The 21,192-nt window shown below is 64.4% G+C and carries 16 protein-coding genes; 6 read left to right on the forward strand and 10 right to left on the reverse strand.

Annotated elements, in window-relative coordinates; translation table 11 throughout:
• Positions 1-75: 75 nt before the first annotated feature.
• Positions 76-2,232, reverse strand: coding sequence for an excinuclease ABC subunit UvrB (gene uvrB / locus AC51GR_RS24355; RefSeq protein WP_496327233.1), 2,157 nt, complete (start codon positions 2,230-2,232; stop codon positions 76-78).
• A gap of 75 nt (positions 2,233-2,307) precedes the next feature.
• Here uvrB and AC51GR_RS24360 point away from each other — a divergent pair, with 75 nt between their 5' ends.
• The gene (locus AC51GR_RS24360; RefSeq protein WP_496327234.1) at positions 2,308-2,817 is read left to right on the forward strand and encodes a ribonuclease FAU-1 family protein; all 510 of its coding nucleotides are present in this window, start codon (positions 2,308-2,310) and stop codon (positions 2,815-2,817) included.
• 55 nt (positions 2,818-2,872) lie between these two features.
• Here AC51GR_RS24360 and coaE read toward each other — a convergent pair whose 3' ends face one another.
• Positions 2,873-3,790 carry a dephospho-CoA kinase gene (gene coaE, locus AC51GR_RS24365; RefSeq protein WP_496327235.1) on the reverse strand — a complete coding sequence of 306 codons (918 nt, stop codon included), beginning with the start codon at positions 3,788-3,790 and terminating at the stop codon, positions 2,873-2,875.
• Positions 3,791-3,844: 54 nt separating this feature from the next.
• Positions 3,845-5,119 (reverse strand): zinc metallochaperone AztD, encoded by a 1,275-nt coding sequence (aztD, locus tag AC51GR_RS24370; protein ID WP_496327236.1) that lies wholly within the window; start codon positions 5,117-5,119, stop codon positions 3,845-3,847.
• Between the two features lie 229 nt (positions 5,120-5,348).
• Between aztD and AC51GR_RS24375 the strand changes: the two genes are divergently transcribed.
• A complete protein-coding gene (locus tag AC51GR_RS24375; protein WP_496327237.1) occupies positions 5,349-6,680 on the forward strand; it encodes a serine hydrolase domain-containing protein in 1,332 nt (443 codons plus the stop codon).
• A 105-nt stretch (positions 6,681-6,785) separates the two neighbouring features.
• Here the strand turns inward: AC51GR_RS24375 and rpsA are convergent, their stop codons facing one another.
• A complete protein-coding gene (gene rpsA / locus AC51GR_RS24380) occupies positions 6,786-8,279 on the reverse strand; it encodes a 30S ribosomal protein S1 (RefSeq protein ID WP_496327238.1) in 1,494 nt (497 codons plus the stop codon).
• Between the two features lie 142 nt (positions 8,280-8,421).
• On the opposite strand from rpsA, the gene AC51GR_RS24385 reads away from it, so the two are divergent.
• Genes AC51GR_RS24385 through AC51GR_RS24400 form a run of 4 tightly spaced genes read left to right on the forward strand, consistent with a single transcriptional unit; the run spans position 8,422 to position 13,945 of the window.
• The gene (locus AC51GR_RS24385; protein ID WP_496327239.1) at positions 8,422-9,249 is read left to right on the forward strand and encodes a class I SAM-dependent methyltransferase; all 828 of its coding nucleotides are present in this window, start codon (positions 8,422-8,424) and stop codon (positions 9,247-9,249) included.
• A 49-nt stretch (positions 9,250-9,298) separates the two neighbouring features.
• On the forward strand, positions 9,299-11,050 hold the full coding sequence (locus tag AC51GR_RS24390; protein WP_496327240.1) for a lipase family protein: 1,752 nt from the start codon (positions 9,299-9,301) through the stop codon (positions 11,048-11,050).
• Between the two features lie 39 nt (positions 11,051-11,089).
• The gene (locus tag AC51GR_RS24395) at positions 11,090-13,420 is read left to right on the forward strand and encodes a molybdopterin-dependent oxidoreductase (RefSeq protein ID WP_496327241.1); all 2,331 of its coding nucleotides are present in this window, start codon (positions 11,090-11,092) and stop codon (positions 13,418-13,420) included.
• Entirely contained in the window at positions 13,421-13,945 is a 525-nt protein-coding gene (locus tag AC51GR_RS24400) for a 2'-5' RNA ligase family protein (protein ID WP_496327242.1), read from the forward strand.
• Positions 13,946-13,970: 25 nt separating this feature from the next.
• On the opposite strand, the gene AC51GR_RS24405 is transcribed toward AC51GR_RS24400, so the two are convergent.
• From AC51GR_RS24405 to AC51GR_RS24430, 6 genes are all read right to left on the reverse strand, one after another.
• A complete protein-coding gene (locus AC51GR_RS24405; RefSeq protein WP_496327243.1) occupies positions 13,971-15,347 on the reverse strand; it encodes a maltokinase N-terminal cap-like domain-containing protein in 1,377 nt (458 codons plus the stop codon).
• Positions 15,344-17,197 (reverse strand): maltose alpha-D-glucosyltransferase, encoded by a 1,854-nt coding sequence (gene treS, locus AC51GR_RS24410; RefSeq protein ID WP_496327244.1) that lies wholly within the window; start codon positions 17,195-17,197, stop codon positions 15,344-15,346. Before treS ends, AC51GR_RS24405 begins: the two co-directional genes overlap by 4 nt.
• Before the next feature lie 119 nt (positions 17,198-17,316).
• On the reverse strand, positions 17,317-18,063 hold the full coding sequence (locus AC51GR_RS24415; RefSeq protein ID WP_496327245.1) for a succinate dehydrogenase/fumarate reductase iron-sulfur subunit: 747 nt from the start codon (positions 18,061-18,063) through the stop codon (positions 17,317-17,319).
• A 1-nt stretch (position 18,064) separates the two neighbouring features.
• Complete coding sequence (locus AC51GR_RS24420) at positions 18,065-19,993, reverse strand: fumarate reductase/succinate dehydrogenase flavoprotein subunit (RefSeq protein ID WP_496327246.1); 1,929 nt, start codon at positions 19,991-19,993, stop codon at positions 18,065-18,067.
• 60 nt (positions 19,994-20,053) lie between these two features.
• A complete protein-coding gene (gene sdhC, locus AC51GR_RS24425; RefSeq protein WP_496327247.1) occupies positions 20,054-20,878 on the reverse strand; it encodes a succinate dehydrogenase subunit SdhC in 825 nt (274 codons plus the stop codon).
• Positions 20,875-21,168, reverse strand: coding sequence for an Rv0250c family protein (locus tag AC51GR_RS24430; protein WP_495515870.1), 294 nt, complete (start codon positions 21,166-21,168; stop codon positions 20,875-20,877). The genes sdhC and AC51GR_RS24430 overlap by 4 nt, the downstream gene beginning before the upstream one ends.
• Positions 21,169-21,192 lie beyond the last annotated feature (24 nt).

The raw sequence follows: 21,192 nt of genomic DNA on the forward strand, positions 1-21,192 counted from the left end.
CACCGCCGGGCCCGCTGACCTGCGACAACACTTACTGTCACTCGCGTCACATGTATCTGCGGGCCGGCGGTTCGGCTAGGAGATGCCGGCGGCGTCCATACCGCGCAATTCTTTCTTGAGATCGGCTATTTCGTCGCGTAGTCGACCGGCGAGCTCGAACTGCAGATCGCGCGCTGCGTTCATCATCTGATCGGTGAGCGCGGCGATGAGGTCTGCCAGTTCCGCACGCGGCATCGCGGACACGTCCCGGCCCTCGAGAACACCCGACGAGGACGACGCCCGGCCCGGTTCGCCCTGCGCGCGCCGGCCCCGACTGGAATTGCGGCCGGAACCACCGATGGCGATCGAGTCCTCGGCCTCCTCGTACACCTGGTCGAGAATGTCGGCGATCTTCTTACGCAACGGTTTTGGATCGACACCCATCTTCTTGTTGTAGGCGATCTGCTTCTCGCGGCGACGGTCTGTCTCGTCGATGGCATTGCGCATCGAGTCGGTGATCTTGTCGGCGTACATGTGCACTTCACCGGAGACGTTTCGGGCCGCACGCCCGATCGTCTGGATGAGGCTGGTGGTACTGCGCAGGAATCCTTCTTTGTCGGCGTCGAGAATCGCGACCAGCGACACCTCGGGTAGGTCCAAACCCTCACGCAGAAGGTTGATTCCGACCAGGACGTCGTAGTCACCGAGCCGCAGCTGCCGCAGGAGTTCGACGCGGCGCAGCGTGTCGACCTCCGAGTGCAGATACCGCACCCGGATACCCATCTCGAGCAGATAGTCGGTGAGGTCTTCCGACATCTTCTTGGTCAGCGTGGTGACCAGTACCCGCTCGTCCTTCTTGGTGCGTTCCCGGATCTCGTGGATCAGGTCGTCGATCTGCCCCTTGGTGGGTTTGACCACCACGTGTGGGTCGACCAGACCGGTCGGCCGGATGACCTGCTCGACGAACTCCCCGTTCGACTGCCCGAGCTCATACGGGCCGGGTGTGGCCGACAGGTAGACCGTCTGACCGATCCGCTCGGTGAACTCACTCCAGGTCAGCGGACGGTTGTCGACGGCCGAAGGCAACCGGAACCCGAAATCCACCAGGTTGCGCTTACGCGACATGTCGCCCTCGTACATGGCGCCGATCTGCGGCACCGTGACATGCGATTCGTCGATGACCATCAAGAAGTCTTCGGGGAAGTAGTCGATCAGCGTGGCGGGCGCCGTACCCGGTCCGCGGCCGTCGATATGCCGTGAATAGTTCTCGATGCCGGAGCAGAAACCGACCTGGCGCATCATCTCAACGTCGTAGTTGGTTCGCATCCGCAGCCGCTGGGCCTCGAGCAGTTTGCCCTTGCCCTCGAGTTCGGCGAGCCGTTCTTCGAGTTCGGCCTCAATGGAGGCGATGGCGCGCTCCATCCGGTCCGGACCGGCCACGTAATGCGTGGCCGGGAAGATCCGCAACTCCTTGACCTCCCGGACCACGTCACCGGTGAGCGGATGGAGGTAGTACAGCGCCTCGATCTCGTCACCGAAGAATTCGATGCGGATCGCCAGTTCCTCGTAAGAGGGGATGATCTCGACGGTGTCACCCCGCACCCGGAAACTGCCGCGGGTGAAGCTGACGTCGTTGCGGCTGTACTGGACGTCCACGAGCAGTCGCAGCAGGGCGTCGCGGTCGACTTCCTGGCCGACCTCGAGTTGTACCGAGCGATCGAGGTAGGACTGCGGTGTACCGAGACCGTAGATGCACGACACAGAGGCCACCACGACCACGTCACGGCGCGAGAGCAGGTTGGACGTCGCCGAGTGACGAAGCCTCTCGACGTCGTCGTTGATCGACGAGTCCTTCTCGATGTAGGTGTCCGTCTGCGCGATGTACGCCTCGGGCTGGTAGTAGTCGTAGTACGAGACGAAATACTCGACGGCGTTGTTGGGCAACATGTCTCGTAACTCGTTGGCCAGCTGCGCGGCGAGGGTCTTGTTGGGGGCCATCACCAGTGTCGGCCGCTGGACCTTCTCGATCAGCCACGCGGTGGTCGCCGATTTACCGGTACCGGTGGCGCCGAGCAACACGATGTCCTTTTCACCCCTGGACAGGCGCTGCTCGAGCTCCTTGATCGCCGCCGGCTGGTCACCGGCCGGTGAGTGATCGCTGACCACCTCGAAGGTGGCTCCCGAACGTTCGATCTCGCCGACCGGGCGGAATTCCGAGTGCGCAACGATCGGATGTTCTGCTGCAAAGGCCATGTCATCAGAGTAAACGCGACCTCCGACACGGCGCGTACGCCGACAGTGAACATCGCACTGGGCTAGGTTGACGCGATGGACGCGATTCATCCGCCCAAACACGAGATCTTCGACGTGCCCGGGAGCACGAACACCGACCCCAAAGGGTTCATCCGTCAGGTGGATGTCTACCGGGCCACCGAGTTCGGCCTGTACATGGACCGGCCGGCCGATCATCGCAAGTTCAGCCGAATACAGTCCTGGCTGCTCCCCGACTTCGGACTCCGGGCCACGATATTCCACTTCCGGCCCGGGTTCGAACGTGACCAACGCCTCTACCTCGACATCGGCGAGTTCACCCGCCCCGACGCCCAGGGGTGCTGGCATTCCGAGGATTGGTACCTCGACCTGATCGAGCGCCCCGAATACCTGGAACTCGAGGACGTCGATGAACTGTTCGACGCCCACGCCGCGGGGATGCTCCCCCGCGAACACGCCGAGGCCGCGGTCCGCATCGCCACCCGCACGATGACCGGCGCGGCCGCGCACGGCAACGACGTCGAGGCCTGGCTCGCCGGCCAGGGCGCCACACTGGTCTGGCAGTGACCCCGGCCGGACGGTGAACCCTCAGGTCATGGTGTACGTGACACCGGATTGACCGTCACACCAGCCTGATCGTCACCGCACGCCCGGGGTCGGCGTTGGCATGCACTCCGGGACTGCTCACCGGGAAACCACCGTCCGAGAGCGGATCGATCAGATCTGCGGCCGAGACCCCGGCGGCCGGCGAGATGTCGAGGTCGATGACGTCGACGGCCGCGGATCCGACCACGGAGGTGGGGCCCACGTGTTTGATGTCGGCGATCTTCTCGGCACCGAGCACTCTGAGCCGATTGGCCAGCCGGGTGGCATCGACCGGCCATTGCTCCCGGTAGGCGACCTCCGTCGTCGGCTGCGGCGCGCAGACCCGGGTGCGGACGCCGCGTTCGTACGGCACGAGCCGCTCGTCCCAGAGCGTGGCCGCCAGCGCCGCGAGGTCGTCCGGGGTGCCGCTGTTGTCGAGCCAGACATCTGCGACGGCCCGCCGTTCCTCGACGGTCGCCTGCGACCGGATCCGTGCCCGCGCATCCTCTTCGGGCATGCCGCGCTGTCCGGTCAGCCGCGCCAGCCGGACGTCTTCGTCGGCGTGCACGATGACGACCAGATGGAAGAACGGCGCGGTCCGGTTCTCCACCAGCAACGGGATGTCCTGCAGCACGATCGCGTCCGCCGGGGCCGCGTCGAGCAGTTCCGCGGCCCGGGCACCGACCAGCGGATGCGTGATGCCGTTGAGAATCTTGCGCTGTTCCTCATCGACAAAGGCCTTGGCCGCCAGCGCCGGCCGATCGAGGGCGCCGTCGGCGAGCAAAATGTCCGCTCCGAAAGCCTCGACCAGCTTCGCCAGACCCTCGGACCCGGGCGCCACGACCTCACGGGCGATCACGTCGGCGTCGATGAGATACGCGCCGCGTTCTGTCAGTGTGCGTGCCACCGTGGATTTTCCGGCGCCGATACCGCCGGTCAGGCCTACTCGAATCACCGACCCAGTGTTGCAGACCGGCCCACCGTCTTCCCGCATCCACCCACCATCGGCTTATCCGGCGACTCCGGTCAGCTCGTTCGCGGCCGCGGCGAACTCATTCTCGGCGGTGATGTCGCCGGTGCCGAGATCCACCGCGACGATCTTGTTGTTCGCCGGATCGGTGACGTAGGCGGTCGACTCCATGACGAACAGGGTCGGGCGCGGAGCCTGCCACTCGACGGGCTCGGCCCAGTCCGCGATGACCTCGATCCGGTTGATCGTGGTGCCCGAGACAGGATCGATCACGTGGATATCGCCATCGGTGCCCAGGACCAGCGCTTCACCGTTCGGTCCGCGCCCCAGTGACCGGAAGCTGTAGCTGGTACCCAACTCGACGAGTCTGAGTTCGGCGGTCTGCGTGTTGGTCAAACTGATCCGGGTCGGGCGTTCGAGCTCGGCCTCGGCGTCCACCTTGTAGTCCCCGAGTACCACCGGTGACGTTTCGGTGCCTGCTTGATTACCGATCCGCCCGTAGGTGTGCGGGCTGGTGATCTTCTCGATTGTGTTGCCCTGCACCACCAGAAGGCCGTCCTGACATCCGAATGCGAGTACACCGTCGGCGGCGATGGCCTCACCGTGGACGCCGGGACATCGATCGTTGCTCGCCAGTACCGCGTTGTCGGGGCCGAGAACCTGGACGCCACTGCGGGATTCCTCGGTACCGACGGTGGTCACCAGGGTGCCGTCGGCGCGCGCCACGGCGACACCGTGATGCGCCGGGACCTGATGTCGTTCCGCCTGAGCCTTGCCCCGGGACAGTTCGGCCGGTGCGACCACATCGATGCCACCGGTTCCATCTGAGAACAGCGTGGTCCGATCATCGTGTGGCACAACATGTCCCGGATCTTCCCCGCCGAACGCCAGCGCGGTCATCGCCGGTTGCGCCGTGTAGTGGTGGCGGTGATCGCCGTGCTGACGTGTCCAGGTGCCCATGTCGAGGACGCCGAATCCCCCGGGGCGCGAGACGAACACGTGGCGTCCGTCCCCGGCCGGGTTCAGCCGGATGAATCCCTGTGTTGCAACCTCACCGACCGGGTCCAGATCGTCCGCGTCGACGATCACGATGCCTTCATCATGGGTGAATGCCAGCCGCTTGGTGGCCGAGGTCTGCTCGACGGGTTCAGAACCGGCAGCGGCTTTCTCGGCGGAGGCCCCGGCAGAGGGTGAGGTGGTGTTGTCACCGTCGGTGCCACAGGCGACAAGCAGGCTTCCGGCACAGAGGGCGGTGATCAGTTGGACGGCACGAGTATTTTTCACGCCCACATGGTCCGCCTTAATGACAATCATTGTCAAAAAGTAATAGGTGCATGGCTCGGCTTCTTGGCGTAACCGCGTCCCGCCTACGCACTCGAGCGGTACCGTCGCACTACCCCCACACGGAGCGTCCCGCCTCGCGGGATCGGCGCGTGCTGGATTACCGAGCCGCCCATCTGGTCTCCCGAAGCTCGTCCGAACGCCACTGCCTCCCAGATGGATCGCTCCCCGCGGCGTGATCGACCCATCGGAAGCGAGCAGAATGTTCCCCCCGAACCCGTTGAACACCAGGGACGTACATCAACCATCCCGTCGACCGCGACGTACCACCGCGGTCACCCTGATGCTCACCGTCGCACTGGTGGGCACTGCCTGCTCGTCGGATGTCGACACGTCACCGACGACGAGCGATTCGACGTCGACCAGCGCACTGTTGCCGCTCGACACCGCCGCCATGGACCAAGTGGTCGACGACCTCGCCACCGGATTCCATGAAGTCGGAATGCTGGTGCTCATCCGAACACCTACGGGTGACTACACCAACGCATGGGGCACCCTCGGAATCGAATCCGACGACGAACCCACCGTCGACACCAGGATTCGGGTCGGCTCGAATACGAAGACCTGGACCGGCACCGCCATCATGCAGATGGTCCAGGAGGGCACGATCTCGGTCGACGACCCGGTCGGCAAATACCGGCCGGATGTCCCGAACGGGGAGAACATCACCATCGGCCACCTTCTCGACATGCGGAGCGGGCTCTACAACTACACCCAGACACTCGAACTGAACACGGCTCTCGACGAGGACACCCAACGGGTCTGGACGCCGGAAGAGCTACTTGCTCTTGCATTCGAGAACCCGCCGTATTCCGCTCCCGGCGCCGAATATCACTACTCGAACACGAACACCGTCCTGCTCGGACTGATCGCCGAGGCACTCGACGGCAAACCGATCGCCCAGATCTTCGAGGATCGGTTCTTCTCCCAACTCGGCATGACGGGCACGTCGTTTCCTGCCAACACCGACACCGCGCTCCCGGTCCCGTACGTCAGCGGATACTCCTACAGCGGGAACGTCGAGACCCTGGGTGAGGGCAAGGAATCCCTTCCGCCCGAACGCCTGGCGGCGATCGAGGCGGGCACGGTCCAGCCGAGGGTGACGACCAACGACAACCCCTCATGGACGTGGGCCGCGGGGCAGGGCGTCTCCAGCGCCAACGACCTGGCGATCTGGGTGAAGGCCCTGGGCAGCGGCCGGTTGCTCGATGCAAAAACGCAGCAACTGCGGATGGACAGCATCCAACCCGCCGATCCCGACGACCCCGAGAGCTCGGGATACGGCTACGGCATCGCCCAGATGGGACCACTGATCGGGCACATCGGCGAGATGCCCGGATACAACTCGTTCATGGGCTACGACCCGGTCAACGACGTGACGATGGTGGTCTGGGGCAACCTGGCCCCCACCGCCGACGGGTTCCCGCCGGCGGCGATGGTCGCCAAGTCGCTCGTGCCCTACGTGTACGCCGGATCTGCCGACGACACCGGCGAGGACATCGAGGATGCGGCGGAAGACACCGGCGGCGGCTGAACCCCTGAACCCCTGAACCCCTAAACCCCTAAACCCCTGAACCCCTGAACCCAAACAAACCGCCCCCGACCGAAAGGCCGGGGGCGGTTTGGGGTTGGTGCTCTATCAGGCGTTGCCCGAAAGCTTTTCGCGCAGAGCAGCGAGCTGCTCGTCGCTGGCCAGCGAGCCACCGCTCTTCGGAGCGGACGACGAAGACGACGAGGACGATGCGGTGGCAGCGTCGTCACCACCCTTGTCAGCCGAATCCGACGAGTAATCCGTCGGAGCGTTGGCAGCGGCCTCGGCGGCAGCGGCGAACTTCTCCATCTGGGTGGTGTGCATCTTGTGGCGACGTTCTGCCTCGGCGTAGCGCGACTCCCACGCTTCCCGCTGCTTGTCGAATCCGTCGAGCCATTCGTTGGTCTCGGAATCGAAGCCTTCGGGGAAGATGTAGTTGCCCTGCTCGTCGTAGCTGTCGGCCATGCCGTACTTCGAGGGGTCGAACTCTTCGGTGTAGTCCTCGTTGGCCTGCTTGAGGCTCAGCGAGATCCGGCGACGCTCGAGGTCGATGTCGATGACCTTGACCATCGCGTCGTCACCGACGGCGACAACCTGATCCGGCACCTCGACGTGGCGCTCGGCCAGCTCCGAGATGTGGACGAGGCCTTCGATTCCCTCTTCGACCCGCACGAATGCACCGAACGGAACCAGCTTGGTGACCTTGCCGGGCACGATCTGGCCGATGGCGTGGGTGCGAGCGAACTGGCGCCACGGATCTTCCTGGGTGGCCTTGAGCGACAGCGACACGCGCTCGCGGTCCAGATCGACGTCGAGAACCTCGACGGTGACCTCGTCGCCGACGGCGACAACCTCGGACGGGTGATCGATGTGCTTCCAAGACAGCTCGGAGACGTGAACCAGACCGTCGACGCCGCCGAGATCGACGAATGCGCCGAAGTTGACGATCGAGGACACGACGCCCTTGCGGACCTGGCCCTTCTGCAGCTGGTGCAGGAACTCGCTGCGGACCTCGGACTGGGTCTGCTCGAGCCATGCACGGCGCGAGAGGACGACATTGTTCCGGTTCTTGTCCAGCTCGATGATCTTGGCTTCGATCTCCTTGCCGATGTACGGCTGCAGATCGCGCACGCGACGCATCTCCACCAGCGATGCGGGGAGGAATCCACGCAGACCGATGTCCAGGATCAGGCCGCCCTTGACGACCTCGATGACGGTGCCCTTGACGGCCTCGTCCTTTTCCTTGAGCTCTTCGATGGTGCCCCACGCCCGCTCGTACTGAGCGCGCTTCTTGGACAGGATCAACCGACCCTCTTTGTCCTCTTTGGTGAGGACCAGTGCTTCCACCACGTCACCGACGCTGACGACCTCGCTGGGGTCGACGTCGTGCTTGATGGACAATTCGCGGGACGGGATCACTCCCTCGGTTTTGTAACCGATGTCGAGCAGCACTTCGTCACGGTCAACCTTGACGATGGTGCCCTCGACGATGTCGCCATCGTTGAAGTACTTGATAGTTGCATCGATGGCAGCAAGAAAATCCTCAGCCGAGCCAATATCGTTAATGGCTACTTGCGGCGAGGTAATGGTCGTGGACGGCATATGTTAGATGGCTCCGGACAGGTTTGGTTGTAGGGACAGATAATGCAGATATTGCTGGAACGACACGGATCACTGCGAAGTGATCGGCATGTAGAACCACACGAGCTCAGGCACGCGCGTGGTTGACGATACGCCAGGCCCGGTGGCCTGGGCAAATACCGGCGGTTCGCACCCGCTGATCCGCGGCTCCGTGGACTCTCGGACGAGCGCTGCGGCGAATCGCCGCTGGTGGGACGCCGACGCCGACGAATATCACATCAGCCACGGCGAATTCCTCGGAGCGGGCAGTGAGGCGGGCGACTTCGTCTGGTGTCCCGAGGGACTCCGCGAATCCGACGTTCACCTCCTCGGCGACGTCACCGGAAAGGCCGTTCTCGAGATCGGCTGCGGGTCGGCGCCGTGCAGTCGGTGGCTCACCGGGCAAGGCGCCCATGCGGTGGGCCTGGACCTGTCCCGGGAGATGCTGCGCCGCGGTCAGATGGCGATGGCCCGCGGCGGTCCGCAGCCGCCGCTGGTCCAGGCCGGCGCCGAACAACTCCCCTTCCGCGACGAGGTGTTCGACGTGGTCTGCTCGGCGTTCGGGGCGGTGCCCTTCGTCGCGGACTCGGCGGGGGTGATGGCCGAGGTGGCCCGGGTGCTCAAGCCCGGCGGCCGATGGGTCTTCTCGGTCAACCATCCGATGCGGTGGATGTTTCCGGACGATCCCGGACCGGCCGGACTGACGGTGATCCTGTCCTACTTCGACCGCACTCCGTATGTGGAGACCGAGGACGACGGGACGGTGTCGTACGTCGAACATCACCGCACCGTCGGAGATCGGATCCGGGAGATCCGGGCGGCCGGCCTGATCCTGGACGATCTCATCGAGCCGGAGTGGCCGGAGGGGTTCGACCGGGAGTGGGGCCAGTGGAGTCCGCTTCGCGGGCAACATTTTCCGGGCACGGCCATCTTCTGTTGCACAAAGCCATGACCTCGGCTGAAGCAGGCCCGGACGGCCCGGCGTCTGACAAGGTTGATTGATGCCGGCCGTCGCCAGGGTGATCAGGTCGCTGCCCCGCCCGTTCGTGGCAGTGATCGCCGTCGGCTGCGTGGTTCTCGGGGTGATCCTGGGACTCCAGCCGTTCGCGTCGGTGGAGGTGCTGACGATCCTCGCCGGGATCAACGCACTCCTCGTCGGGATCTCGACGATCGCCACGCCCGGCGATCATCCGGTTTTTCGCCGCCTGCTCGGGGTGGCCTGGCTGCTGGTCGGCCTGGTGATCTTGATCTGGCCCCGCCTGACCACCGAGCACCTGTCGCTGATCGTGGGGGTGGCGCTGGTCGTGGCCGGCGTCGTCCACGGCTTCGATGCGGTCAGGACCTCGACAGCCGGCGGCGGCATCGACACCGCAGCAGGTGTCATCGGCGCACTGGCGACGGTGACGCTCGGCGTGGTGGCACTGTCCTGGCCCGACGTCACCGTTTTTGTGGTGGCCGTCGTGTTCGGCGCCTACGTCGTCTGGTTTGGACTCACGTCGCTGGTCGCGGTGTTCCGCCACCGCACACCGCGGGATCAGAACCGGCACAGTGCGACTCCGCCGCGGTCGACGCCCCGACAGTTCCTGCGCCTGGGTGGCCGATCGATCGCGTTGGCACTGAGTCTGGTCCTGGTCGCGGTGAGCATCGCAGCACACGTGAGCCGCCACGACCCGTTCTATGCGACCCCCGACCCGATACCGGGGCCGGCGGGCACGTTGATCAGGTCGATGCCATTCACTCCCGCCGACCTTCCCGACGGCGCGGAGGCCTGGCTGATCCTCTACAGCACCACCGATTCACACGGCAGGCCCACGGTCGCCTCCGCGTCGGTGCTGGCCGCGATCGACCGGCCCGGTGGACCGCGCCCGGTCATCGCCTGGACTCACGGCACCACCGGCGTCGCGCGGCCGTGCGCACCCTCGTTGGCGACCAACGCGTTTGACGGGATGCCACCCCTGTGGCCCGTCCTGAAAGCCGGCCGGGTCATCGTCTCGACCGACTATGCCGGGATGGGCACCGAAGGTGTCGCGCCGTATCTGATCGGCAACGGCCAGGCCTACTCCGCGCTGGACTCGATCCGGGCAGTGCGTCAGTTCGATGAGGTCGAGGTGTCCGAAAAGACTGTGGTCTGGGGTCATTCCCAGGGCGGTCACGCGGCGCTGTGGACCGGGATGCTGGCCCCTGACTATGCTCCGGACGTCAACATCCGCGGCGTCGCATCGCTGTCGCCGGCGACCGATCTGGTGGCCATGGCCCAGAGAGTGCAGGGAATACTCGGTGGCGCCCTGCTGACGGCCTATGTCACACGTTCCTACGCCCGCACCTACCCCGACGTCGATCCACGCGCCTATATCCGGCCCGGTGCGTGGGCCAACGTCCGGGCCGCGGGCGACCGCTGCATCACCGACCCTTCGCTGATGGCCTCGGTGGTGACCTCGCTGCCGGCAACACAATCGGTGACGCTCGCCGATCCGTCGTCCGGTGCGATGGGTGATCGCCTGCGGCAGAACATTCCGACGATCCCCACCCAGCCGGTGTTCATCGGCCAGGGCACCGCCGACGAGGTGATCCCCTTCGACATCACCGAGAAGTGGGTCGAGCAGCAGTGCGCTGCCGGGGCGAGCTTCGAGTTCCAGGCGTATTCGGACCGCACTCACATGAGCGTGCTGGACCGGGATTCTCAGATGATGAAGGATCTGCGGGCGTGGACCACGGCCAGATTCACCGGTACGACACAGACGCCCACCTGCTGAACGATGCCTCCGGACGGCACAGCTGCAACACTGTGGGACATGCCTGAGGAAGCAAACGTCGAACGATCGGCAGGGGTTGAACGGTCGGCAAAGGTCAACAGCTCACACTGGGGTGTCTTCACCGCTTCTGTCGACGGCGACGTGCTGAATGTCGAGCCGGATCCCGCCGACCCCGATCCCTCACCGCTCCTGGCGAACATCCCTGCATCATTCGACACCGGCGCCCGGATCCTGCATCCGTACGTCCGCCGCCGATGGCTCAGCAACGGACCCGGCGCCGACAACACCCGCGGTGACGACGATTTCGTCGAGGTGACGTGGGATCATGCACTCGACCTGGCGGCCGGCGAGTTGGCACGCGTCCGCGGCACGTACGGCAATCCCGCGATCTTCGGCGGTTCCTACGGATGGGCCAGCGCGGGCCGGTTTCACCACGCGCAGAGTCAGATACACCGTTTTCTCAACTGCATCGGCGGCTACACCCGATCAGTGCACAGCTACAGCCACGGTGCATCGAGTGTGCTGCTCCCCCACATCGTCGGGAGCGAAGAGCCGCTGTACAACCCCACCACGTGGCAGGTGATGAGCGAGCACACCGAGCTCTTTGTCTGCTTCGGTGGCATCCCCGCCAAGAACTTCCAGATCAACGGCGGCGGCATCAGCAGACACATCGTCCGCAGTGCGATCGATGCCGCCCACGACAACGGTGCGCAATTCGTGTTGATCGGCCCGCTGTCCGACGACCTGGCGCTGACGGCGCAAGACGAGTGGATCGTCACCACCCCGGCCAGTGACACCGCGCTGATGCTGGCACTGTGCTGGGTCCTCCTCGACGAAAACCTCTGCGACCGCGACTTTCTCGACCGCTACTGCGTGGGCTTCGAACGGTTCACCGACTATCTGTGCGGCGCCCCCGATGGTGTCGTGAAAGACCCGCGGTGGGCCGCAGAGATCTGCGGCATGGATCCGGATTCGATCAGCGGCCTGGCTCGGCGGATGGCAGCCAAGCGGACGATGGTGACCACGTCCTGGTCCTTGCAGAGAGCCACCTACGGCGAGCAGCCCCTGTGGGCCTCCATCGCGCTGGCCGCATTCCTCGGTCAGATCGGCCTTCCCGGAGGCGGTTTCGGCCACGGTTACGGTTCGACCGGCGGCATGGGTGCGGCCAAGCTCCCCTATTCACTGCCGACGTTCTTCCAGGGCGCCAATCCGGTGGATGAGTTCATCCCGGTCGCCCGCATTGCCGACATGCTTCTCCACCCCGGCGAGAGTTACGAGTTCAACGGTCAGACCAAGGTCTATCCCGACACCAAGTTGGTCTATTGGGCCGGCGGCAACCCGTTCCATCACCACCAGGATCTGGTCCGGCTCCGGCGCGCTTTCGCGCAACCGGAGACCGTCATCGTGCACGAGCCGTTCTGGACGGCAACTGCCCGCCACGCCGACATCGTGTTGCCGGTGACCACCACCCTCGAACGCAACGACATCGGCTGCGGACGGTACGACCAGTCCATGATCGCCATGCGACAGGTGTCCGCGCCGGTCGGTGAGTCGTTGAGCGACTTCGACATCCTGGCACAGCTCAGCAAACGTCTCGGCGTCTTCGATGCCTTCACCGAGAATCTCGATGAGCGGGGCTGGCTCGAGAAGATGTACGAGGATTGGCGTCGGGCCACGCCGGCGCACCACACCCCGACCGAGGACTTCGCCGAATTCTGGGAGAAGGGCCGACTCGAGCTGTCCGGCGCGGACACCGAACACTCGCTCTACCAAGAGTTTCGCAGCGACCCGGCCGCACACCCGTTGCCCACTCCCAGCGGCCGGATCGAGATCTACTCGGACACCATCGAGGGGTTCGGCTACGACGACTGCCCGCCCCACCCGGCCTGGCTCGCCCCGCCCGAGGCCGAGGGACTCGGTTCTGGCGAGTACCCCCTGTGCCTGATCGCGAACAATCCGAAGACGCGACTGCACAGCCAACTCGATCATGGTGACTACAGCGTCGCGTCGAAAGTCCAGGGCCGCGAGCCGATCCGCCTCCATCCCACTGACGCCGCGACGCGGTCGATCTGCGACGGCGATGTCGTCCTGGTCCGCAGCCAGACCGCTCAGATGCTGGCCGGGGCGGTCATCGACGACCGGGTCGCACCCAACATCGCGCAGCTGTCCACCGGGGCGTGGTTCGACTACAGCTCCCCCGACATCGCCGGTTGTGTCCACGGCAACCCGAATGTCCTGACCCGCGACGTCGGCACCTCCCGGTTGTCACAGGGATCCACCGGACAACTCGTCCGGGTCGAGGTCGAGGTCTACCGCGGCGACGTTCCCGCCGTCACCGTGCACGACCAGAAGCAGTGGAGCCGACGCTGAATGGCGCACTCGATCGAGCTCATCTTCGATGAGGCGACCAACGCGATAATCGGGCAGCAGTGGCAGAAGATCGCGGAGGCCGGATTGCCGAGCCAGGGCAACATCCGGTCGAAGTCCAACCGGCCGCACGTCACCCTGGTGGCGGCGGACTCGATCGACGCCGCGGTGGACGAGGGGCTCCGGGGGATCCCCGACGTTGTCGGGATGTCCGTCAATGTCGGAGCCCTACTACTGTTCTGGGGTCGCCGGGGTACCGCGGCCCGACTGGTGGTCGCCTCCGAACGCCTCCTGAGTCTGCACGCCCAGGTATTCGCCACCACCCGGCCACACATCGGCGGACGGGCATTGCCGCATATCCAGCCGGGCGGCTGGACACCGCACATCACGCTCGCCCGCCGACTGCTGCCGGGTCAGCTCGGACACATCGTGAGGGCCATCGGCGACGACCCGGAGATGTTCACCGCGCGCGTCGCCGGCCTGCGCCGCTGGAATGGCGAAACCCGCGAAGAGTTTCAACTCTTGTGAAGAATTCCGTTCTCCGGATGCGTCATCACACGGAGACGAGCCGCTCGATCGCGTTCAAGGGCAATGGCAACCAGGCCGGGCGGTGTCGGGCCTCGTACACCGCTTCATAGACGGCCTTGTCGAGCTCGTACGCCCGAAGCAGCGCGGAGTGCGTTCGTGGATCCTCACCGGTCACGGCGGCATATCCGTCACAGAACGCCGCCGAATTACGTTCCACCCATTCCCGTGCGCGGAACTCGAGTTGTCCGGTGCGCGCCGGCGATCCCTCGCCGATCAGGTGGTGGCCGGCATAGTCGAACGATCGAAGCATGCCCGCCACGTCGCGCAGCGGGCTGTCGGGTAGCCGACGCTCGGCCACCGATTTGAGCGGTTCCCCTTCGAAGTCGATCACCAACCAGGTCAAAGGTGTCCGCAGAACCTGACCGAGATGGAGATCGCCGTGGATGCGCTGCACGAGTGTCGGGCCCGCGTCCGCGGCCTCGTCGAAAACCGCCGACACCGGTTCTCGCAGTTCCTCGAGCTGCGGAACCGATTCGGCCGCGGCAACGAGTCTCGCTCGCATGTCTCCGATCACCGCGCCGTTGCCGTTTCGCTCACTCACTCCCAGGCTCCGGGCCAGGTCCGCGTGCACGTGTGCCAGCGCGGCCCCGAGTCGCTCGGCGTCGCCGGCGAAATCGCTTCCCAGCTCGGCCGCATGTAGGTCGGCCTCGGTGAACAGGTCACGCACACTGATCAGCGCCATGCTCCAACCGTCGGCGGCGTTGTCGATGAACTCCTGTGCCATGGCCAACGTCGTCGGACCACCGTCGATGTCTGTTTCGATCCAGCCGCGGAGCTCGGCCACATGCTTGCACCCGACCTCACTGAGGGCGCGGTGCAGTTCCACATCGGGATTGATCCCGATATCCAACTGTCGAAACACTTTGAACAACAGGGATTCACCGAACACCACCGACGTGTTGGACTGCTCGGCACTCATCACCCGACCGGGCGCCTCCGAGTCGATGACGCCACCGGGCAAGGTCTCGAAGCGCAGTCCGCCGATGGTCTCGTTGGCAGCCAATGCCGTCAGGAGGCGACCGGCCAGCTCCGGATCCTGCAGGCCGTCGTAGGCGGTCGCCGAACCCGAAAGCGGATCGGTCACCGCCCATGCCAGCAACGGTTCCGACAGGTGGGTTCGGTATCCGAGGGGTATTTGGTAGCGCAGATCGGGACCGGAATCGAACCCGACGGACACGAGGACCTGTTCGGCCGCGTACCCGTCGTCCGCCGCCAACGGGACCCGCGTGTTCACCCGGACCCCCGATATCTCACGGTTTTTCGCCGAGAACCACCGCTGCTGCGGGAGCCACCGGGCCAGACCCTCGGCAATTTCCTGATCGTCGGGCAATTTCACAGTCATGGTTGGACCGCCGCCTCTGCTTCGCTGCTGAGTGGATACCCCTGTGCGACACCGGCATCAGCCGGGTCGGGCTGCAACGCAAACCAGTAGAATCCGTGACCTGGCAGCGTCACCATGTACGACGCGGAATCGATCTTGGGGAACGGGATGGACCCCGTCAGTTCCACCGGAATCCGGCCGTCGAACATCGACAGGTCCATGATCACCGCTTGCGGGAAGCGCGAGAGGTTGTTGACGCAGAGGATGACGTCACTGGGTCGACGCTCTTCGGCCGACGGCGCCAGCTCCCGCAGGTAGGTGAGAACCGACGGATTGCTGTTGCCGAGTTCGGTGAATGTCCCCAGGCCGAAGGCCGGATGTTGTTTGCGCACTTCGATCATGCGTCGGGTCCAGTGCAGCAGGGTGTTGGTCGAGTTCATCTGCGCCTCGACGTTCAGCGCCTGGAACCCATAGGTCGGATCCATGATGACCGGCAGATACATCCTCGCCGGGTCGGTGCGCGAGAAGCCGGCGTTGCGGTCGGGTGTCCATTGCATGGGGGTACGCACCGAATCACGGTCACCGAGCCAGATGTTGTCGCCCATACCGATTTCGTCCCCGTAGTAGAGCATCGGGGATCCGGGCAGGCTCAGCAGCAACGCGGTGAACAGTTCCAACTGGTTTCGATCGTTGTCGAGTAGTGGCGCAAGCCTGCGCCGGATCCCGATGTTGGCCTTCATTCTTGGGTCTTTGGCGTACTCGGCGTACATGTAGTCACGCTCTTCGTCGGTGACCATCTCCAGCGTCAGCTCATCGTGGTTGCGCAGGAAGATCGCCCATTGGGCCGACTTCGGAATGGGCGGCGTCTGTTCGAGGATCTCCGAGATCGGAAACCGGTTCTGCCTCCGGACGGCCATGAAAATGCGTGGCATCAAGGGAAAGTGGAATGCCATGTGGCATTCGTCGCCGACGTCGGGCTCACCGAAGTACTCGACCACATCCGCCGGCCACTGATTCGCCTCGGCCAGCAGGACGCGTCCGGGGTATTCATCGTCGACGACCTTGCGGCACCTTTTGAGGAACTGGTGTGTCTCGTTGAGGTTTTCGCAGTTGGTCTGTTCCCGCTCGTACAGGTACGGCACGGCGTCGAGCCGGAACCCGTCGATACCGAGATCGAGCCAGAACCGCAGCACGTCGATCATCGCTTCGGCGACTTCGGGATTGTCGTAGTTGAGGTCGGGCTGGTGGGAGAAGAAACGGTGCCAATAGTATTGCCCGCGAACCGGATCCCACGTCCAGTTGGAGATCTCGGTGTCGACGAAGATGATGCGGGCATTCGGATAGCCCGAATCGTCGTCGGCCCAGACGTAGTAGTCGCCGTAGGGACCGTCCGGATCGGAACGTGATTCCTGGAACCACAGATGGCTGTCCGACGTATGGTTCATCACCAGGTCGGTGATGATTCGGATCCCGCGACGGTGCGCTTGATCGAGCAACTCGACAAAGTCGTCCACCGTGCCGAACTCGGGTAAGACGGTCCGGAAATCACGGATGTCATACCCGCCGTCGCGCAGCGGTGAATCGTAGAACGGCGGTAACCACAGGCAATCGACACCCAGCCAGGCCAGGTAGTCGAGCTTCTCGGTCAAACCGCGTAGGTCTCCGACCCCGTCGTTGTTCGAGTCGTTGAAGGCCCGTACGAGTACCTCGTAAAATACGGCCTTCTTGAACCACTCATTGTCCACACGCAGCGGCTTCGCGTGATCGAAGTCATCGGACTGTGCCTCGACCAGGTGTCCGTCGGCTGTGTGCTCAGCCTCCGACAGGTCGACTGGCGGTCGCGATGAGTCCGACTGGTTCTCCAGGGGCATGCACACCTCGGTTGCTTCGCTCGGCAATGTTCCGTGTCCAACCCTACGGGCTGTTCACGCGATTGGTTTGTCGAGCGAGCGAGTACCCGGCGAGGAGAATTGTTACACCTTCGGGTCGACTACCTGCGAAAGAGCTTGTTCCCCAACCACACCAGCGGGTCGTACTGACGATCGACGACACGCTCTTTGAGCGGGATCAGTGCGTTGTCGGTGATCTTGATGTTTTCGGGACACACCTCGCCGCAGCATTTGGTGATGTTGCACAGCCCCAGGCCGTGCTCGGACTGCGCCGACTCCCTCCGCTCGGCGACATCGAGCGGATGCATGTCGAGTTCGGCGATCCGCATCAGGTGACGAGGGCCGGCATAGCTCTGCTTGTTGTCATCGTGATCCCGGATCACATGGCAGACGTCCTGGCAGAGGAAGCACTCGATGCACTTGCGGAACTCCTGGGATCGCTGCACATCGACCTGCTTCATCCGGTACTCCCCCGCTTTCAGTCCTTCCGGTGGGGTGAACGCCGGGATCTCGCGGGCCTTCTCATAGTTGAAGGACACATCGGTGACCAGGTCGCGGACCACGGGGAACGTCCGCATCGGAGTGACGGTGATGACCTCGTCTTCGGTGAAGGTCGACATCCGGGTCATGCAGAGCAACTTGGGGCGACCGTTGACCTCCGCCGAGCACGACCCACACTTACCGGCCTTGCAGTTCCAGCGCACCGCCAGATCCGGGGTCTGGGTCGCCTGTAGGCGGTGGATGATGTCGAGCACCACCTCACCGTCGTTGGCCAGCACGGTGTAGTCGCACAGCTCACCGTCCTCGGCATCACCTCGCCACACCCGGAACTTCGCGTCATAGCCCATGTCAGTTCTCCTCGCTGCCCCCGGCGTTGGGATGACCGGCGATCTCACCGGATGTGTAGTACTTCTCGATCTCGTCGAAATCGAACAGCTCCAGCAACTCCGGGCGCATCGGGGTCTGCTCTTCTTTGACCACCGTCACCTCCGGGACCGGCGAATCGTCGCCGGGGTCGGCTGTGCAGACCAACAGCGTGTTACGCCAGGTCGGGTCCATCGCGGGATGGTCGTCGCGGGTGTGGCCACCGCGGCTCTCGGTGCGGAGCAGAGCCGCTTTGGCGACGCATTCGGAGACGAGCAGCATGTTCCGCAGATCAACGGCCAGATGCCAGCCCGGATTGAACTGCCGATGGCCTTCGACCTGCATGCCGGGCATCCGCCGACGGATGTCCTCGAGAACCCTGATCGCCTCCTGCACCTCCTCCTCTTTCCGGATGATGCCGACAAGGTCGTTCATGGACTGCTGCAGATCGGTGTGCAGCGTGTAGGGATTCTCGGGCTTGCCCTCGACAGGCGGGTCGAACGGGGCCAGTGCGAACGCCGCGGCCCGATCGATATCTGCGGCAGAGACTGCGGGACGGCTCTGCAGCGATCCGACATACGATGCCGCACCGAGCCCGGCCCGGCGTCCGAACACCAGCAAGTCGGAAAGGGAGTTGCCGCCCAGACGATTCGAGCCATGCATACCGCCCGAGCATTCACCGGCCGCGAACAGGCCCGGGACGCGCGCGGCCCCGGTATCCGGATCGACCTCGATGCCACCCATCACGTAGTGGCAGGTCGGGCCCACCTCCATGGGTTCGGCCGTGATGTCGACATCGGCGAGTTCCTTGAACTGGTGATGCATCGACGGCAGCCGGCGGATGATCTCGTCGGCGGGCATCCGCGAGGCGATGTCGAGGTAGACGCCGCCGTGTTCGGTGCCGCGTCCGGCCTTCACCTCTTCGTTGATGGCGCGGGCGACCTCGTCACGCGGCAGCAGATCGGGTGTGCGGCGGGCACTGTCGTTGTCGGCGAGCCACTTGTCGGCCTCGTCTTCCGTCTCGGCGTACTGCCCCTTGAACACCGGTGGGATGTAGTCGAACATGAACCGTTTGCCGTCGGTGTTCTTCAGTACGCCACCGTCGCCGCGAACACCTTCGGTCACCAGGATGCCCTTGACACTCGGTGGCCAGACCATCCCGGTCGGATGGAACTGAACGAACTCCATATTGATCAGGCTGGCCCCGGCCCGCAGCGCCAGTGCATGTCCGTCGCCGGTGTACTCCCACGAATTGGACGTCACCTTGAAGGACTTGCCGATGCCGCCGGTCGCGAGCACCACCGCGGGGGCCTCGAAGAGCACGAACCGGCCGGACTCCCGCCAGTATCCGAACGCGCCCGCGATGGCATCGCCGTCCTTGAGCAGTTCGGTGATGGTGCATTCGGCGAACACCTTGATCCGCGCCTCATAGTCGCCGGTGGCCGCGTAGTCCTCTTGTTGCAGCGAGACGATCTTCTGTTGCATCGTCCGGATCAGTTCGAGGCCCGTCCGGTCACCGACATGCGCCAGCCTCGGGTAGGTGTGACCACCGAAGTTGCGCTGGGCAATTCGTCCATCGGCAGTCCGATCGAACAGGGCGCCATAGGTTTCCAGCTCCCAGACCCGATCGGGCGCCTCCTTGGCGTGCAGTTCCGCCATCCGCCAGTTGTTGAGGAACTTGCCGCCGCGCATCGTGTCCTTGAAGTGCGTCTGCCAGTTGTCCTTCGAGTTGGCGTTACCCATCGACGCGGCACAACCACCTTCGGCCATGACCGTGTGCGCCTTACCGAACAACGACTTGCAGACCACCGCGACGGAGTAGCCCTTTTCCCGGGCCTCGATGACCGCCCGCAGGCCGGCGCCCCCGGCACCGATCACGACGACATCGTATTCATGGCGTTCGGTTTCGGTCATCTGGCAACGGCTCCCTAGCGTGAAGTCGATTGCGCAACAGCCGTTGCGCGCGAGAAGGGGTCAGTTCACAAAGCGAAGGTCGGAGATGGTGCCACTGGCGACGAGCATGACGTAGAAGTCGGTGAGGACCAGCGTGCCCAGCGTGATCCAGGCGTACTGCATGTGACGGGTGTTGAGCTTCGACACCTGCGTCCAGATCCAATACCGGATCGGATGCGCCGAGAAGTGCTTGAGACGGCCGCCGGTCACGTGCCGACACGAATGACACGACACCGTGTACGTCCACAGCAGGATGACGTTGCCCAGCAGGATGATGTTGCCCAGGCCGAAGCCGAAACCACCCCCCTCACCGTGGAACGCGGTGACCGCATCGTAGGTGTTGATCAGCGAAACGATCAGTGCCACATAGAAGAAGTAGCGGTGGGCGTTCTGGACGATCAGCGGAAAACGGGTCTCCCCGGTGTAGCGGTTGTGCGGCTCGGCCACCGCACACGCCGGTGGCGAGAACCAGAACGAGCGGTAGTAGGCCTTGCGGTAGTAGTAACACGTCAGCCGGAAGCCGAGCAGGAAGGGCAGGACGATGAAGCCGAGCGGAATCCACATCGGCAGCTCGGGGAACGGGGTCCCGAAGTGACTTGCTCCCGGGACACACGACTCGCTCAGGCACGGCGAATAAAACGGGGAGAGATAGTGGTAGTCCGCAGCCCAATAGGCGCTGCGGACAAATGATCGAATCGTCGCGTAGATGACGAACGCCGACAGACCGATGACTGTCAGCAGCGGCGGGACCCACCATCGATCCACTCGGAGTGTTCGCGCCAGGATGCGCGCCCGCCCGGGAGAAGTAACCCCGGATGTCTCCCGCTCAGCCGCGGGGGCGCTCACTTCGTACGCTCACGCGAATGGAAGCCCAGCCCTTCGTCTTGCGCGCCGAGCCACGCGGACTCGTCTGATTTGCTGTCCGGCACATAAACCACGTCGTCCTTGCCCACCGGCGACCGGCGCACGGGTGGCGGGGATTGTTCGAAATCGTGCAGGTCGATTTCCAAGCGATCCAGATCGTTGGTCATCCGCCGGACGGCATCGACATCCCCGTAGTGCAGTTTCAGCGTGACGATGTGATGCCGCAGCGCGCCGATGCTGCGATGGAGTTCGTTCATCTCGGCAATTGCCATGGCTTGCCCTCCAAGACCTTTGTG

The organism is Williamsia sp. z71, assembly GCF_059553375.1.

Bases quoted from the DNA above. Each gene is read 5' to 3' on its own strand.
- uvrB (WP_496327233.1), bottom strand. From the start codon at position 2,232: ATGGCCTTTGCAGCAGAACATCCGATCGTTGCGCACTCGGAATTCCGC.
- AC51GR_RS24360 (WP_496327234.1), top strand. From the start codon at position 2,308: ATGGACGCGATTCATCCGCCCAAACACGAGATCTTCGACGTGCCCGGG.
- aztD (WP_496327236.1), bottom strand. From the start codon at position 5,119: ATGATTGTCATTAAGGCGGACCATGTGGGCGTGAAAAATACTCGTGCC.
- AC51GR_RS24375 (WP_496327237.1), top strand. From the start codon at position 5,349: ATGTTCCCCCCGAACCCGTTGAACACCAGGGACGTACATCAACCATCC.
- rpsA (WP_496327238.1), bottom strand. From the start codon at position 8,279: ATGCCGTCCACGACCATTACCTCGCCGCAAGTAGCCATTAACGATATT.
- AC51GR_RS24390 (WP_496327240.1), top strand. From the start codon at position 9,299: ATGCCGGCCGTCGCCAGGGTGATCAGGTCGCTGCCCCGCCCGTTCGTG.
- AC51GR_RS24395 (WP_496327241.1), top strand. From the start codon at position 11,090: ATGCCTGAGGAAGCAAACGTCGAACGATCGGCAGGGGTTGAACGGTCG.
- AC51GR_RS24400 (WP_496327242.1), top strand. From the start codon at position 13,421: ATGGCGCACTCGATCGAGCTCATCTTCGATGAGGCGACCAACGCGATA.
- AC51GR_RS24405 (WP_496327243.1), bottom strand. From the start codon at position 15,347: ATGACTGTGAAATTGCCCGACGATCAGGAAATTGCCGAGGGTCTGGCC.
- treS (WP_496327244.1), bottom strand. From the start codon at position 17,197: ATGCCCCTGGAGAACCAGTCGGACTCATCGCGACCGCCAGTCGACCTG.
- AC51GR_RS24415 (WP_496327245.1), bottom strand. From the start codon at position 18,063: ATGGGCTATGACGCGAAGTTCCGGGTGTGGCGAGGTGATGCCGAGGAC.
- AC51GR_RS24420 (WP_496327246.1), bottom strand. From the start codon at position 19,993: ATGACCGAAACCGAACGCCATGAATACGATGTCGTCGTGATCGGTGCC.
- AC51GR_RS24430 (WP_495515870.1), bottom strand. From the start codon at position 21,168: ATGGCAATTGCCGAGATGAACGAACTCCATCGCAGCATCGGCGCGCTG.